The organism is Lysinibacillus parviboronicapiens (genome assembly GCF_003049605.2).
GTDB classification, from domain to species: domain Bacteria; phylum Bacillota; class Bacilli; order Bacillales_A; family Planococcaceae; genus Lysinibacillus; species Lysinibacillus parviboronicapiens.
The window spans coordinates 342,825-359,244 of the sequence record NZ_CP073713.1 but is presented as its reverse complement, the minus strand read 5'-3'; the positions used below and the strand labels follow the sequence as shown (position 1 = coordinate 359,244).

Below are 16,420 nucleotides of genomic sequence, written 5' to 3'. Positions count from 1 at the left end.
TCTTTAAGCTTTATCTTGCTCATCATTCCAAATTACTTGTATACCTACCGCATAAATACATAGCGCTTTGACCTCTTCTAAAACGGCGGCACTCCCACCTAACGAAAGCGCATTTGCTTTATGAATCAGAATGCCTTTTTCATAGGCCTCACAAACATTAATGGCATACAATAATAATTCCTTCAATAATCGGGAAACTACGTCATCACGTAAAGAAGTCATGCGTAGATTGCTATACTTTAATAAAACATCTGGAGCGTAATCTACTAAATATTGAATCCATTTAGGTAATACATCAAACTCTTCTTGATAGTAGTCAATACATTCCTGCTGTGAGGAAAAAGTAGCTACCTCTCCCCCTTCTTCAACAATCTGGATGTCTCCTGAAAGTTGCTTTGCATATGAAATCGCTTCTACCCCAGATAACCAAGTTGGAATACCTCTCGAAATAATGGCTGATGCAATCAGCTCTGCAACTTCTGCGACAGTATTGCCCGCTTCAACTGCTTGCTTTACGAAATAAAGCATTTGTTTTTCCTCACGTCGTGCTGCAAATAAACCTACAAGTAACAATGTTTTTTCTCTTTTTGTTAAAATACCTTCTGTTAGGAGTGCTTGATACATCCTCGACATTTATAAATCCCCCTCATATAAAAAAGGCTGATTAAACATTACATTTAGATTTTTGATGCAAAAAATTCGCTCTCTTCCCGCGGACGAACCACAGGCCTCGCAAGTGCTAAAGCATATGCGGAGGCTAGCTTGGCTCGCTTTTCCACAGAAGTTTAGCGAATTTTTTGCTGAAATCCTATAATACTATTACTCGTCAAATTGGCGCCTATAGCCATTTGGAACAGTCTACTACTAAAGTAAATAAGACCAAGCTAACGTTGCTATGATGTAAATAATCCCCACGAAGAACATAATCATAACAAGGAAGCCCATAATATCTTTTAACTTTAAACGAGAAAGTGCCAGCGCTGGTAAAATCCAAAATGGTTGTACTAAATCGTTCCAGGCATTTCCTAACATTACGGACATTGATGTTTCAGATAAAGATGCGCCTAACTCTTTTGCTGCATCAATCATGAATGGCCCTTGTACTGCCCAGTGTCCTCCAGCTGAAGGTGCAAAGAAATTAATAAAGAATGAACTTATTAATCCCCAAAACGGTAGCGTATGCTCGTTGGATAAGTCAACGAATACTTTCGCAATGGTGTCCACTAAACCCGAAGCAGCCATAATGGCCATAATACCCGCGTAAAATGGAAATTGCAGCACAATCCCTGAAATTGTTTTAATCCCATCTGCTAAATGCTCAGCATAACGAGCAGGCGTCCCTAGTAAAATAATTCCTATGAATAAAATGATAAAATTTAAAATATTTAAGTTTAATGAATTACCGTTTGTGAAATATATAACAATATAAATCAGCCCTAACGCACCAATCGTGTACGCTAAAATGCGACTATTATTCAATTTATTTGCTATCGTATTATCGACTAATAGATTTAATTTTACTTTTGGTTGATCTGCATATAATGCTGGATCAATCTCCACAACGTTTTTTGGATCTTTTGGATGCAACATTGCATTAAATAAAGGCAATGTAATTAACAGCACAACTGTTGTGATAATCATAGGTAAGCTAAAAATTGTTTCTGATAATGTAACTAAGCCCATTGCATCTTCCAAGAAGTGACCTGGAGTTGAAATTAAAATAGGGATAGAAGCCGATAGACCTAGTCCATAGAAAGTAAATCCAGAATAAGCGGCTGCGATAATCAGCGGGTAATGAACCCCCTTAACTTTTAAAGCTAGTTTTTTTGCAATAATCCCCCCAATTACTAAACCAAATCCCCAGTTTAAGTAGCTACCGATCCCCCCAACAAGCGTTGCAACGATAATTGCCGTTTTTGGCGTATGCACCATACTTGCAATTTTGTTTAACAATTTATCTGTTATAGGTGCTGTAGCTAGTACATATCCCATTGCAAGAATAACAGCCATTTGTGTAGTAAATGCTAATAAATCCCAAAACCCTCCACCCCAAGCAGTTGTTAAATCCACAAAGCTAATATCCTCAATTAATAGAGCCAGTACAAACGTTAATAATGTAAGTCCAATTGCAAATACAAATGGATCTGGTAAATACTTCTTCATGATATCTGTGAAAAAATTTGTCAACTTTTCCATACTAATTCCCCCTTGATGTGTTGAACTAATTAATTTTTGGAAGTACCTCTTTATTGCGTAAAACATGATAGAATTAACTTACAATCTATACATGTTGGAGGTCATTTCCTTGCAAAAATTAACTAGTATTTTAGTGACCGCTTATGCAAAAGCACCCCAGGGCACGTCCATGTACGAGATGTACAAGCATGCCGGTATTGTGTTAGAAATTGATCAAGAAACCCATAAAATTATTGATGCAGAATTTACTTTCATTACTAATCTTGCACAAGATTTCTTTAAACGTATGTTGATTGGCTTTGATATTACAGCCAATATTGATGAATTAATTGCTCGTGTAGATGAGCACTATTATGCACCCTCAAGTGGTTCAGTCGTAGTAGCTCTAAAATCTGCACAAAAGAGATACCTTGAAAAAATTCAAAAAGATAGCTAAGTAGCTTCACCGAGTCATGTACTCGGTGTTATTTTTTATGCTTGGCAGTTTTCAACGATTGTTGAAACACCAAGCCCACCTGCAATGCATAATGTCACTAAGCCATAACGCTTACCAGTTCGTTCAAGCTCATGAATAAGTTTCGTCATTAAAATAGCACCTGTTGCCCCAATGGGATGTCCCATAGCAATTGCACCACCATTTGGATTCACTCGATTTATATCTAACCCAAGTTCATTGATTACTGCGATAGATTGTGCAGCAAAAGCTTCATTTAACTCAATGATATCTATATCTTGAATCGATAAGTTTGCCTGCTTTAATGCTTTTAATGTAGCTGGAACTGGGCCGATTCCCATAATAGATGGGTCTACACCTGCGGCTGCTTGAGCAAGTATTTTAACCTTGGGCTTGTAACCTAGTTCTAGCGCTTTTTCGTTCGACATTATTAATAATGCTGCTGCACCATCATTACGCCCACTACTATTGCCTGCCGTTACTGACCCACCTTTACGAAATACAGGCTTTAGCGTACTTAACTTCTCTTGACTCGTTAAAAATGGATGCTCATCTTTTTCAAAAATTTCTACTGATTTTCGTTTTTTCACTTCGTAAGGTACAATTTGTTTGTCAAAATAACCTGCTCGTATGGCCTGTGCTGTACGTTCTTGACTACGATGTGCAAATGCATCTTGCTCTTCTCGAGAAATCGAGTATTTTTCGGCTAAATTTTCTGCTGTTTCACCCATCGTTGTAATACCATAAACTTCAAACGGTTGAGAGCCTGGTTGACTTTCTGTATTCGGATCTAACATGACAGCATTACCAACACCATAACCATAGCGAGCATTTCGTAAGTAATATGGCGCTGTACTCATGGATTCTGTTCCTCCTGCAATAATAATATCGCTGTAGCCAAGAGCAATTTGCTGTGCCGCATTATTAATGGATTGCAGGCCAGAACCACATTGGCGATGTACAGTATAACCTGGAACGCTAATTGGTAATTCAGCACGTAAAGAGGCAAGCCGCGCAACATTGGATTGATCGGCACTCTGTTTTGCTTGTCCCAAAATCACTTCCTCAATTAGAGAGGGGTCTAGCTGTGTCCGATTTAAGAGTTCACGAATAACTATTGAACCAAGAATATCTGCTGCCTCATTGATTAATGAACCACCTAACTTACCTATAGCTGTCCGAATGCCTTCTACAATAACTACTTCTTTCATGCTACTTCCCTCCTATTTCAGTGCATTGACAAAACTTGCTTCGGTGCTTGCCTCTACTTGTTGTAATGTAACTTCAGGCATTAATTCAACCAAATGTAACTGTCCATCTACATAGTTAAAAACAGCCATTTCAGTAATAATCGTATCAACGCTACGTGTTGACGTGATTGGATAAGTGCAATTCTTTAAAATCTTACTTTTCCCATCTTTTGATGTATGTGTCATCGTGACAATCACCTTTTGTGCTCCGATTAGTAAATCCATCGCACCACCAACACCAATAATATTTTTCCCTGGTACTGCCCAGTTGGCGATGCGTGCTTGCTCATCTACCTGTAGTACGCCTAAAATGGCTACATCCACATGCCCTCCTCGAATCATGCCAAATGACTCTGCACTATTAAAAAAGGATGATCCAATCGCTTCTCCAACTGGCATTTTTCCGGCATTCACTACATTCGGATCAATATCCTCCTCATCCACACCTACTACACCGAGCATGCCATTCTCTGTATGAAAGTGAACATTGTCATTTTCTACATACTTTGCAACAAGTGTAGGAATACCAATCCCTAAATTAATAATCTGTCCATCTGCAACTTCCTTAGCAGCTCTTTTTGCTATTAGCTCCTGAATAGGATTAGCCATGTTCCACGACACCTTCCTTCGTTAAAATCTTTTGCGCTACAACTATTCGATCAATGAATAAATGCGGGGTAATGATTTCATCACTGCTTAGTTCGCCCGCTTCTACAATTTCATCTACCTCAACAACGACTGTCTTTGCCGCAGTTGCCATAATCGGATTAAAATTCCGTGCGGTTTTGTAATACACTAAATTCCCAAGCCTGTCCGCCTTATGTGCACGAATAATTGCAACATCCGCCTTTAACGCTTCCTCAAATACATATTCTTCACCATTGATTACTTTGGTTTCTTTGCCTTTCGCCAGATCCGTTCCAACTGACGTCTTTGTATAATAACCACCAATTCCTGCACCACCAGCTCGAATCGACTCCGCTAATGTACCCTGGGGTAATAAATCAATTTCTAGTGCTCCACGTTGAAATGCTTCACCAACATCTCGATTCCCAGTGAAGTAAGAGCCAATTGCCTTTTTTACTTTCTTTTGCTCCAGCAGTTTACCAAGGCCCTTTCCTTTTTCCCCTAAATTATTACTAATAATTGTTAAATCGTTTACATCTAACTCCACTAAGGCATCGATTAAAGTGAGCGGACCACCTACTAAACCAAATCCACCAACCATTATCGTTTGGCCGCTTTCTACACAAGATAAAGCCTGTTCTACGGATTCATAAATTTTCATTGTATTCACTCCATTACTTTTGGATAAGCGCATCACTAATTTCAAACCATGAAGGAATGCCAGCTGTTAATAGGCAAATATAGCCAAGCTCTGCCAATTCTGCTTCCTCTACACCTATTTCACGTGATTGTCGCGCCCAATAATCTGTTTCCGCATTTTTCAATACGGTTGTGTAAATTCCTGTCATTAAGATATATTTCATCTGTGTTGATACAACATTGCCATTAAGTAATGCATCCTTTAAAGCGTTTTCATCTCCCGCAACAAAGAAACGCAATAATTGCTCAAAATACGTCTTACTTTTATCTTTCGAAGCAAACGTACTGTAGTAGCGCACAATATCACTTGCTGAGGCTTCATGCGAAATTTTGTCTGCATTCGTGTTCGTTAGCTCTAAAGCATAGTCAAATGACTGCAAGCCGATTTGTAATGCTTTTTCCCCACCATAGTTATAAGCTACAAGTAAGTACTCGATTAATTCTTCGAGTGTGGCGCCACCATCAATGGCACCTTTCGTGTGATACACCATACTACGAGCATAATGTCTTGCAGCGTTCATCCCGACTAACAAAATGTCCTTTTCCTTCACAGATAGAACACCCTGCGCCATTGCTGCTCCACGAAGTGCTGTATAATGGTCTAACATCGCTGGATTATAATCGTGCATTTTTTGTACCCATCCAGGTACAACATCATAAACTTTTTTGAAATACTCTAATCCTGTTGTCATCTGTTAACTCCCCTTTTTGGAAATTTTGAATAAAAAAAGGCCACACTTCCCCAAAAGTACGGTATTTGCCGTACGTTCAGAGAAATGTAGCCAACAGTCAAGCAGGGAAAGTAGAAAAAGGTCTTTTTTCTAAAGCTGCTCGATAGGCATTAATAATTGTTATTTAATTATTCGCATAAAATTTAAAAAACTGCAACTCTTTTTTTATAAACTCTCTAAAAAACGCAGTATTACTGGGTTAACATCTTTTCTCTCTTCAAAAACCAATGTGTAATGATTACTATTAGATGTGAATTTCCAAATGTTTTTTGCATATTTGAGCGTTTCTGCATAAGATTCAGCTAAAAATAATGCAGGCATTGCTCCAATACTACCCGTCGAATGAATTAAAAGTATGGGGCATGCCACATTTTCAAAAACTTTTACAGGGTTGTAATCATAAAAACTTTGGAAATCTAAACGAATTTTATCTTCGTTAGACTTATTCTCCCAATGTCCATCTTTTTCTGCAATTTCATAATGGCCAACACTCGCTAAATGATCTGTCCATTCCACACCTAGGCGACCATAAATTGCTTTTATTTCCTCAACATATGCGTCTGCTGTGTCATACGGCTTGCTAATTCGCCCCAGTGAGGGCTCAACTATTTGACGTTGATGATCTGTACAAGTAGCAGCTCCATCAAGCAAAATGACCCCTTTTACATCTTGTCGTTTACTAGCAACATTTGCCATTATAAATGCACCCATTGAATAACCCATTAATATCGGGCGTTCAATGTTTAGTGCATCAAGCAAAGCTAATATATCTTGTGTATGTAACTCAATACCTGTATCCGCAGGTGCTGGTGCACTATTACCACGTCCTTTTAAATCAATCGAAATAAAACGATACTCGCCTTTTAAAAGTTCAGCATAATAATGCATTTGCATATGGTTCCCGGTTAAACCATGTACAGCTATAATTGTACCTTTCTCACCTGGATAGTCTGCAAAGTATAATGCACTACCATTCACATCAATTGATTGGTATTCCATTTCCATCATCCTCCTCGTAAAATTCATACGGCGTTTAGAAGTCCATTTGTAAGAGTACACTCTCACTCATCACCTTGCCGAGAAAAGCCTTTCGGCATAGCAAAACATTCACCGAATGAAGATAAAGATATTTTTACATTGTTTTTTCGAAAAAGTCAAAAAATTTTTCTCAAAGTAATTTATGATTTACGTGTTTTTTTAAAAGGTATTTATTTACATTAATCGACCATTATATTATTTTGATATAGTTAAAGAAATGTATTAATTACTATTTATGCATTTAATAACCTACTAAAAAATCGCCACCTCGCTAATTTCCAACCTTTAAAAATGAAATGGTCTCTTCTATATTTTACATAGAAATAATTTATTGACTTCTATTAGTAAGAAGAAAAGTCCACCATAAATTTACTTTTAAAGGATAAAATATACGGTGCGATTACTTTTTGTTACACTATTTGAAAAAGAAAAAAAGGAGTCTCAATGAATAGAAAAAATAGCAAAGTATTTATTTTACACGAAATTTATGGCGTAAATAATTTTATTCGACAACAGGCCCTTGCATTTATGGATGAGCATACGGATGTTGAATGTATCCATCTTTACTCCGATAAGAAAAGTTTCTCATACGCCCAAGAAAAAGAAGCTTATCTGTATTTCACAAATGAAATTGGCTTCGACGCTCCTTTAGAGATACTTGTCAAAAAACTAAGAGCTGCCCTCCAACAATATGAAAAAGTTATTGTAATCGGTTTTAGTGTAGGTGCAACAATTGCTTGGCGACTTTCTACACTGCCGTTGTATCGCGTTGTATGTGTTTACGGCTCCCGTATTCGGCAATTTCTTGACCTACAACCAAAGTGTCCGACACTGATTCTTTTACCTAGTCAGGAAGAAAGTTTCAATATTCAAGACTTGAGACATGCACTGAACCACAAACAATTTGTACAAACTATTCAATTTCCAGGTAAACATGGATTTATGGATCGTCATAACACATCATTTCATCACGAAAGTGCTATGCAGGCACAGACGTATATAAAAAATTTTTTATAAATCTATTATCTGGTGGAGGCTATCGCTTTGAATCAACAACTACTTTTAGAAATCGACCCTTATACTGAATCAGGAAATGTCATTTATCCAAGCTTTCAACTTCCTTTGCATGCCGGAGCTATTATAGGCATCTATACAGATGTGACGAAAATTAATACGTTAATGCAATGGTTTTCAAGACAACAAAAGACATATACGCATGTACGTGAGAACGCATTATACGAACGACTTACTGTTGGTGAGTATATACATTTTTCTATCAAGCTATTTACTGCACCTCAGTACAATAAAGAAGATATATTAAAGCTGTTTTCATTATCTGAACAAAAAAATAATAAGATTCATACGCTCCAACATGGCGAAAAACAACGTTTAAAATTGCTGTATACATATCTAAGTTCAGCACCCACTCAAATTATTGAGGAGCCCTTTCAAAACTTAGATGAATATTCAAAGCAAAATGTTCTCAAGCTCTTGATAGCCCTTCAAAAGCAAGAAAAAACAATTGTTTTACTTTCAAACAATTTGGAAGAGCTTATTATTTCGAGTACCGAAATATATAGGTTAGATGCATTTGGTTTACATGCACTTGATGTAAAGGAAGATGAAATTGAAAAAGTTCCTACACCTATCGAAAGTGCACCTATAAGACTTGATAAAATCCCTACTAAAAAAAATGACAAAATCATTTTATTTAATCCGCCAGAAATAGACTACATTGAGAGTGTGGAAGGTGTTGTGTGTGTTTATGTTGCGAATGAAGCCTATCCATGTACTTTATCTCTTAATGATCTAGAACAAAAATTGACACCATTCGGCTTTTTTAGAAGTCATCGTTCTTATATCGTTAACCTACAAAAAGTACGTGAGATAATCACTTGGACCCGTAATAGCTACAGCCTTGCTTTAAATAGTAACGAAAAAACGGTTGTACCTCTGTCGAAAAACAAACTAGCAGACTTAAAAGAAATACTCGGAATATAGGAGATTTCCCAGGAAATAAACGACTCCTGTCACATTGCTATTTCTCCACTGAAGGGCATTTTTCTGCCTTTCACCTGTGATTGAATGTCTTATTTAACTGTATCCTTTAAAGTGAAGACATCAACAACACATAGGAGGTTTGAACATGGAGACAGTAATTGATGTTCAGCATTTGAAAAAAACATTTAATAAAGAAGTAGCCTTACAGGATGTTTCATTCTCAATTCAAAAAGGAGAAATTTTTGGGTTCCTTGGTCCAAGTGGTTCGGGAAAAACAACCACCATTAAAATTTTGACAGCACAAACTGAAAGTAGCGCAGGAAATGTTTTTTTATTTGGTCACCCTGCTAATGCAATGAAACAAAGTCATAACAGAAAGCGATTTGGTATTTTAACAGATAACAGCGGGCTTTATACGAGACTTTCAATTGAAGAAAACTTATTACTATATAGTAATTTATATCAACTCCCTCGTTCGGCTGTAAAAGAAGCATTAGATTTTGTCAATTTGTATTCTGAACGAAAAAAGAAAATCAGTCAGCTATCTAAAGGAATGATCCAGCGTGTTACGCTTGCCCGTGCGATTATGCATAAACCAGAGTTATTATTTTTAGATGAACCAACTTCAGCACTAGATCCTGTGAATACTCAACATATTTATAATGGTTTACGAAAATTAAACGCAATGGGTACTACAATCTTTTTAACAACTCATGATATGGGTGAGGCTGAGATACTTTGTGATCGTGTAGCCTTTTTACATCAAGGGAAAATTCGTGCTATTGGTTCACCAAAACAATTAAAAAAAGAATTTGGGGATGATTCTATTACAGTAGAATTACAAAATGGTGAGTGTACGACGATTCAAAATGGCGCACAAGATGCACAGAAATTATATTCTTGGATGAAATCGGAAGAAGTTGTGCGCATTTATACAAACGAGCCAACATTAGGTGATATTTTTATGCAGATAACAGGGAGTGATTTAGTATGAATATTTCAATGACACGTATTCAAGCGATTTTTATGAAGGATTACAAGGAATTTTCGCGTAATTATGCAGTATCGACAATGGTATTATTACCACTTATTCTCGCCTTTGTTTACAATAAAAGCGGAGTAAATAGTATAAATTCTTATTTTTTACCAATAAATTCAGCGTTTGCTGTTGTGACTGCTTATGTACAATGTTGCTTAATTGCTGAAGAGAAAGAGAAAAATACGCTAAGAAGTTTAATGCTCTCTCCTGCCTCACTTGCAGATATTTTAATAGGAAAAAGCTTATTTGTCTTTATCATTTCACTTTTTGTCGTAGCATTGACTATTTTCCTTCTTGGTTATAATCCTGCTAACATTGGCATTTTAACAATTGCTCTAGTACTTTCTACAGTTTTTTATATTGCTTTAGGAACATTATGTGGATTATTTGCAAAAACAATTATGGAAGCATCCATTATCGTGTTACCCGTTATGTTTATTTTCTCATTCGGACCGCTTGCTTTATCGTTATCTGCTGCTTATCCAATCTTAGAAGTTGCCGAGTGGCTACCAAGTTCTCAACTGGTCATTCTAGCAGAAGCATTGGAAAGCAACTTTGCAACAATGGATGTCCTAATTCCAGTGGCTACAATCGTAATATGGTCACTTTTAACTTGGGTTGTCACTGGATTTATCTATAAAAAAAGAATGGTCGATTAATGACCATTCTTTTTCTACGATAATAGGAATTGTTGTTCAAGTTGCTCTATTTCTTCTAGCGTATCTGCGTACCAAATACCAACGAATCTTGATTCAACTGGCTTGGCAAAAAAATCGCCATCATAATAAGATAACGGAAACAAAATACCCTGTTTGACTAAGTTCTCTATTTTTTGAAAGAATGCTTCATTTTCTTTAACATCTTTTGCAGCATAAGAAGTGAATTTATTGACCGGCTTACCAAGAGCATCATGGAACATCAGCATGGAAGTAGAGCCATTTTGCCGAAAATTCAAATCAATGGCTTGCACATCCCCAGCCTCTGTTACAATCAAATCAAAGCCCGCTACACCAACAAAGCCCTCTGCAACACCCTGTTCCATAATATGACGGCCTACTTCAATCACTTTTTCTGGTACTTCATCCACAATGACATTTCCTTCATAAATGCCATTATCATCTGTCATTTGTTGAGAAGCTCCTAAATATTGAACACCGAGCGCCTCTGAATAGGTAAACTGACAGCTATAATTATCCTTTGCCTGTAATAGCTCTTCAATAATAATACTGTCTGTACCTGTCATACGAAATTGCCGTAACCCCTCTGTTAGTTCTTCTTTATTTTGACAAATTATTACCCCATATCCACCGGAAGTCGGAGAATCATCTCCAGGTTTAAGCACGACAGGAGGCTGCCAATTTTTTATAGCATCTGAAAGTTTGTAAAGTTCTACATTTAAACGACTCGGCACAAATTTGCTATCAATTAAATGGTCAATGTAGGCCTTTGTATTTAACTCATTAAACTTTTCAGCATCCATCCAATAACAATCGCGGGTCATATGCTCAGTTTCATGCAAATATTGACAGACAATTGTCTTCCCTTCATCACACCAAGATTGGATTTGGGCTAAGTATTCTTCTTGTGTTTCATAAGTATAAGGTTGCTCCACCCAAGGTAGACCTGCCAAATCATGAAGTCTTTGTGCTTTTTCACTCTGTGTTGCTCGATGGACTAATACTGGAATATCGGCAATGGCCACTTCCCTTGAGGTCAATGCATCTAGTTTATGGGGATCATCTATCATCCACGGATTATCACTATACGGTGTACGTGGTGTATAAACAGCATCATCACCATAAATTTGTCGTAATGTTAATTTTGGTTTCATGTAGATTACCTCTCTTTCAAGCTTATAAATAGTTTTCAAATAATCTACCCCTAAATTTTAATACTCACACTTTAATTGACAAAAAATAGTTTTATTTTTTAGTTTTTCACCCTCTACAATTATTTTTCAGCTAATATTTTTTTATTAAATTTTCCAATTGCCTCTTAACGACAGGCCATTGTTCTAATATGATGCTATACATTACTGTATGACGAGGTGTACCATCTTTGCGTATCATATGATTGCGCAAGACCCCCTCTTTTATTGCTCCAATACGTTCTATCGCCTTTTGAGAGCGTATATTTTCTTGATCTGTCTTTATTTGTACACGCTGTAACCCAAGCACTTCAAAGCAATATTGTAATAATAAATACTTGCAGTTTGTATTGATAGCTGTGCGCCAAAATGCGGGTGTAATCCATGTATGTCCAATCTCGAGTCGTTTGTGATTGTCGTCAATATCCATAAAACGCGTTGAACCTATAATTTCCCCCGAGATTTTATCCACAATAGCATATGGGAATTCTTTTTGCTGCGACTTTGCAAATAAAGCTTTGTTCACAAAGTTATGCACATCACTTTCCTGTTCAATGTTTGTGGATAAATATGGCCAAATCTCTGGATAACTACCAGCAGCTAACATCTCTGAAACATCTTCTTTTGTTATTGGCCTTAATAATACAATGTCATTTTCTAATGCTGTAAAGTGCAATTTCTACCACTCCTTTTTCATCTATTTAACTTGAATTTTGATATGATGAATATAACCAATTTCATAAATCAACACCATACCAGGAGGTTATTAAAATGGAACTTTCTATACTATTCTCTGGAAACTCCCCAAAATATGTGCAAATTTACGAGGAGATTAAACAAGCAATACTCATGAAAAAACTATCCGCTCATGAACAATTACCTTCCAAACGCATGCTTGCCAATACGCTTAATGTCAGTGTTCATACTATTAAAGAAGCCTATGAGCAGTTACTTGCAGAAGGGTATATTTATAGTAAAGAGCGTTCAGGCTACTTTATTGCTTCCTTTCAATTTGAGTGGCTACAACTACCGCAAAAAGATAAGCAAGCTCCCATTCAACCCTTAACGAATACGATTAAATTTGATTTTCACAACGGACATGTAGACAAAGATGCCTTTCCATTTTCAACATGGCATAAGTTGATGAAAAAACACTTCAATGCACATAATTTATCAACCAGTCCCTGGCAAGGTGAAGCTACTTTACGTCAGGATATTGCTCACTATGTTGAACGTTCAAGAGGCGTTATGTGTGATGCATCACAAGTGTTTGTCTATAGTGGTACACAAACACAGCTACAAGCGCTTTGTCACTTTTTTGGTCAACTAACACAAGTTGGATTAGAGGAACCTGGGTTTAAAAGGGTACATGCTACTTTGCTTCAATGTGGTCTACCGATTCATGCTATTCCTGTTGATAACTCAGGTATTACGGTACCGCAAACAGAAGTCCACATGTTATACACAACACCGGCACACCAATTTCCACTCGGTATGGTGATGTCAATGGAAAGACGTGCTCAGCTCTTACAATGGGCGACATCGAATAAGGCATTTATAATAGAAGATGATTATGATTCAGAATTTCGCTATAAAGGTCTACCAATCCCCTCACTTGCGAAACTGGATCAGCTACAGCGAGTCATTTATTTTGGCACATTCTCAAAAATTCTTATTTCTTCATTGCGCATTAGTTATATGATTTTACCGCAATCACTTGTCGAAGCATTCACTGTCTTCAATCAAGAGCAAAAATCTACTGTCTCTAAGGTGGATCAGCTCATACTTGCTGATTTCATCGAACAAGGATTATTTGAAAAACACCTTGCTAAAATGCGCACCATTTATCGCAAAAAGCAGCTAGCTTTACTAGCTGCCATTAGCACGCATTTCTCCGACGACTTTCAAGTAATCGGAGAAAAATCAGGTCTACACATTATTTTAAAGTTACCGCAATGGCTATCTGAAGATGAAGGGCTTCGACGTGCACAGGTAGCTGGCATTAACGTATATCCCTGTTCTACCTCCTTTTTACACCCTTCTAAAAATAACATGGTTATTATTGGTTATGGCGGTTTAAGCATAGCGCAAATTGAAGAAGGAATTGCTTTACTGGCTACAGTATGGCAATAATTTATGTCCGTAAAATTACGTAATTTAATGTAAACACCACAAACAATGTTGAGAAAACGAAACCTTTTGAATTATTTATCGTATTCTATTTAAAGTGAGCTTCTTTTAATGGGGAATGTAGGATAAATGCACAGATAAGGGGAATCGCTGCAATGGAGAATAAAGAAGAATTAGAAATACAATTACAGACCATACAAGCATGGGAGAAGGATCAAAACGGTTTATGGTTTTGGGAGAAGCTAGGACGGATACCTTTTAAGCTATTAGATAAAATGACACCGGCTTTCATTCAAAATAAAATAGCTGTATTGGTTGATGAATTAGGAAGCTATATTCAATCAGGTGGAAAATATTTAATCAATGAACAAGCCATGCTTAAGCGCATACGCAATGCCTCATCTTATAAAAATATTATTACCATCTCTGATGTTGGTAACATCCCCTTGGAAGATATGATTATTCTGAGTGACAAGCTTCAAAGCGAGCGCGCCAAGCTTGCAACAATACAAGGTGCCTCTACCGGCATCGGTGGCATCTTTACGATGGCAATCGATATTCCCATGATTTTAGGCATGTCGTTAAAAACACTGCAAGAGATTGCCATTATTCATGGATATGATCCAAACGATAAATTGGAGCGCATTTTCATTGTCAAATGTCTACAATTCTCTTCTGCCGATATTGTTGGAAAAGAAGCGATATTAGAAGAGCTCTCTACTATGCACAAAGATAAAAATGTATCTGAAAATATGATTTCACAGCTCCAAGGTTGGCAGGAAGTATTTTTTACGTATCGTGACCAAATGGGTTGGAAAAAGTTATTTCAAATGATTCCCATTGCGGGCATACTCTTCGGCGCATTTGCTAATAAAGGAATGATCCAAGATGTTGCTGAGGCAGGTACTATGCTATATCGAAAAAGACGAATCTATGAAAAATTAAATGAACTAGATAATCTTTAAAACAATTTGACAAGTAATCTTTGCATAAGTTATCCAACACGAAAAATAGATAGCCGAAACAGGAAAAAGTATAAGACCGTAATCTAGATAAATATTAAATACTATCGAGGAGTGATTGTATGGCAACACAAGCTACCCTAACTGAAGCTACCCGATTTTTTAATGAACATTTTCCCGAAGGCAGTGCCTATGATTCAAGATACTCTCAAGTTTCTACCATCCGTTCTGGCAGCAATGGACAAGATGTGAATCTACGCTTTCAAAGATTGGGCAACCAATTACAATTCTTGGCAAGTTTACATGACAAATTACCATCTTCGTCTTCCATTAAAGAAAGCGTTAAAACGGCGATTCTTGCAACATTTACTTCCATAGAAGAATTAAAAAATAGTGCTGGTCAATCATTACTGTTAAGCAATGCAAATTTAGGTGGTTCCCCTGCTGGCGGCATTGTTTTAGCCGGCTTAGTCATAACTCGTACAGGTGTTTATCATGATTTAGATCAAACAAATCGAAATCGAATAGCATTCGCTACAGATTCTTTGGCAAATCAAATTGCCTCTTGGATGGATAGTTCTTCTAATCCAAGTTACAACGCTTTAGAGGATTCAATTAGTTGCTGGAGAAATCAAAGATTCGCCAACTTTGCTGTGAATGGCCCTATTCTTCACGTAGGGGGACTTGGGTTATATTTAGATCTGATAGCGACGTACAGTTCAGCCTCTCAATTCCCAAAATATCAAACACTCTATAAATATGGAACTTATGTTATGGATAAGTGGGCAACTTTAGATACTTCGCAAACAAAAGCTTCACTTGCAATTGGTGGCTTACTTACAATAAATTCTGGCCGTAAGTTCTTCCCTTCATCAGGGTATAATGCATATGTAGGCATGGGGTTAGCTTGGCTAGCCCACGGAATGATGTATACAGGTAACCTTGGTATTATTCCAGACGCTCGTTTAATCTGTGATGCCAAAAAAATAAACAATTTTTATCAAGATGTTTTTCATGCTCAATCTAACATGAAGGCTTATGAAATCAGCGAACCTGCAGATTTCACTGGTGAAAAATTAAAAGAAGATACCATACTTGCAGTTGTAGAATTAGGCTATAGTAGAACTGAAATTGATCAATTACTTACTAGCCATCTCGATAGTTCAACGGGTTATTTATACACACTTGCCTGGAACGGTGATGCTGCTTTTTTAACAGCCCTAGACAAGGCTGTTCGAACTGCAGGTGAAACTGTATTTTTAGACTCGGAAGCGACTGACGGCTCTTCCATCATTATTGCTTATTCTCGCACAGGTGAAGCAGCAGCACATCGAGCGATGGCTGGATTTGCTGGTATGCTTCAACGCGGAATCCTAACAGTATCTGATGGTATATAAATCCGTTGATTTCCGCTACGATGAATGCT

17 protein-coding genes are annotated in these 16,420 nt (G+C 37.1%); 8 read left to right on the top strand and 9 right to left on the bottom strand.

The annotated features are described in order from the left end of the window. Positions 1 to 3: 3 nt before the first annotated feature. The gene (locus C9J31_RS01860; protein WP_107948478.1) at positions 4 to 633 is read right to left on the bottom strand and encodes a carboxymuconolactone decarboxylase family protein; all 630 of its coding nucleotides are present in this window, start codon (positions 631 to 633) and stop codon (positions 4 to 6) included. Between the two features lie 231 nt (positions 634 to 864). Next, complete coding sequence (locus tag C9J31_RS01855; protein WP_107948479.1) at positions 865 to 2,196, bottom strand: short-chain fatty acid transporter; 1,332 nt, start codon at positions 2,194 to 2,196, stop codon at positions 865 to 867. 109 nt (positions 2,197 to 2,305) lie between these two features. On the opposite strand from C9J31_RS01855, the gene C9J31_RS01850 reads away from it, so the two are divergent. After that, complete coding sequence (locus tag C9J31_RS01850; protein ID WP_107924990.1) at positions 2,306 to 2,632, top strand: DUF3870 domain-containing protein; 327 nt, start codon at positions 2,306 to 2,308, stop codon at positions 2,630 to 2,632. A gap of 35 nt (positions 2,633 to 2,667) precedes the next feature. Here the strand turns inward: C9J31_RS01850 and C9J31_RS01845 are convergent, their stop codons facing one another. From C9J31_RS01845 to C9J31_RS01825, 5 genes are all read right to left on the bottom strand, one after another. After that, positions 2,668 to 3,861: a thiolase family protein gene (locus C9J31_RS01845; protein ID WP_107948481.1), complete on the bottom strand. Its 1,194-nt coding sequence runs from the start codon at positions 3,859 to 3,861 to the stop codon at positions 2,668 to 2,670. A 12-nt stretch (positions 3,862 to 3,873) separates the two neighbouring features. Further along, positions 3,874 to 4,509, bottom strand: a complete 636-nt coding sequence (locus tag C9J31_RS01840) for a 3-oxoacid CoA-transferase subunit B (protein WP_107924988.1) — start codon at positions 4,507 to 4,509, stop codon at positions 3,874 to 3,876. Continuing rightward, a complete protein-coding gene (locus tag C9J31_RS01835) occupies positions 4,502 to 5,188 on the bottom strand; it encodes a CoA transferase subunit A (RefSeq protein ID WP_107948483.1) in 687 nt (228 codons plus the stop codon). The genes C9J31_RS01840 and C9J31_RS01835 overlap by 8 nt, the downstream gene beginning before the upstream one ends. Positions 5,189 to 5,201: 13 nt before the next feature. Further along, a complete protein-coding gene (locus tag C9J31_RS01830; protein ID WP_107948484.1) occupies positions 5,202 to 5,918 on the bottom strand; it encodes a carboxymuconolactone decarboxylase family protein in 717 nt (238 codons plus the stop codon). Positions 5,919 to 6,122: 204 nt separating this feature from the next. After that, positions 6,123 to 6,956: an alpha/beta fold hydrolase gene (locus C9J31_RS01825; RefSeq protein ID WP_107924983.1), complete on the bottom strand. Its 834-nt coding sequence runs from the start codon at positions 6,954 to 6,956 to the stop codon at positions 6,123 to 6,125. A gap of 483 nt (positions 6,957 to 7,439) precedes the next feature. Between C9J31_RS01825 and C9J31_RS01820 the strand changes: the two genes are divergently transcribed. From C9J31_RS01820 to C9J31_RS01805, 4 genes are all read left to right on the top strand, one after another. Continuing rightward, the gene (locus C9J31_RS01820) at positions 7,440 to 8,012 is read left to right on the top strand and encodes a dienelactone hydrolase family protein (protein WP_107948486.1); all 573 of its coding nucleotides are present in this window, start codon (positions 7,440 to 7,442) and stop codon (positions 8,010 to 8,012) included. Positions 8,013 to 8,039: 27 nt separating this feature from the next. Then, positions 8,040 to 8,996 carry a LytTR family transcriptional regulator DNA-binding domain-containing protein gene (locus C9J31_RS01815; protein ID WP_107948488.1) on the top strand — a complete coding sequence of 319 codons (957 nt, stop codon included), beginning with the start codon at positions 8,040 to 8,042 and terminating at the stop codon, positions 8,994 to 8,996. 145 nt (positions 8,997 to 9,141) lie between these two features. After that, positions 9,142 to 9,990: an ABC transporter ATP-binding protein gene (locus C9J31_RS01810; RefSeq protein ID WP_107948490.1), complete on the top strand. Its 849-nt coding sequence runs from the start codon at positions 9,142 to 9,144 to the stop codon at positions 9,988 to 9,990. Further along, positions 9,987 to 10,694, top strand: coding sequence for an ABC transporter permease (locus tag C9J31_RS01805; protein ID WP_107948492.1), 708 nt, complete (start codon positions 9,987 to 9,989; stop codon positions 10,692 to 10,694). Before C9J31_RS01810 ends, C9J31_RS01805 begins: the two co-directional genes overlap by 4 nt. Before the next feature lie 14 nt (positions 10,695 to 10,708). Here the strand turns inward: C9J31_RS01805 and ldmS are convergent, their stop codons facing one another. Next, positions 10,709 to 11,866, bottom strand: a complete 1,158-nt coding sequence (gene ldmS / locus C9J31_RS01800; RefSeq protein WP_107948581.1) for an L-aspartate--L-methionine ligase LdmS — start codon at positions 11,864 to 11,866, stop codon at positions 10,709 to 10,711. 130 nt (positions 11,867 to 11,996) lie between these two features. Continuing rightward, entirely contained in the window at positions 11,997 to 12,578 is a 582-nt protein-coding gene (locus C9J31_RS01795; protein WP_054767933.1) for a GNAT family N-acetyltransferase, read from the bottom strand. A 95-nt stretch (positions 12,579 to 12,673) separates the two neighbouring features. Here C9J31_RS01795 and pdxR point away from each other — a divergent pair, with 95 nt between their 5' ends. From pdxR to C9J31_RS01780, 3 genes are all read left to right on the top strand, one after another. Next, positions 12,674 to 14,035: a MocR-like pyridoxine biosynthesis transcription factor PdxR gene (gene pdxR / locus C9J31_RS01790; RefSeq protein WP_107948494.1), complete on the top strand. Its 1,362-nt coding sequence runs from the start codon at positions 12,674 to 12,676 to the stop codon at positions 14,033 to 14,035. A 152-nt stretch (positions 14,036 to 14,187) separates the two neighbouring features. Continuing rightward, the gene (locus tag C9J31_RS01785) at positions 14,188 to 14,997 is read left to right on the top strand and encodes an EcsC family protein (protein WP_107948496.1); all 810 of its coding nucleotides are present in this window, start codon (positions 14,188 to 14,190) and stop codon (positions 14,995 to 14,997) included. 119 nt (positions 14,998 to 15,116) lie between these two features. Beyond that, positions 15,117 to 16,391 (top strand): hypothetical protein, encoded by a 1,275-nt coding sequence (locus tag C9J31_RS01780; protein WP_107948498.1) that lies wholly within the window; start codon positions 15,117 to 15,119, stop codon positions 16,389 to 16,391. Positions 16,392 to 16,420: the final 29 nt, after the last annotated feature.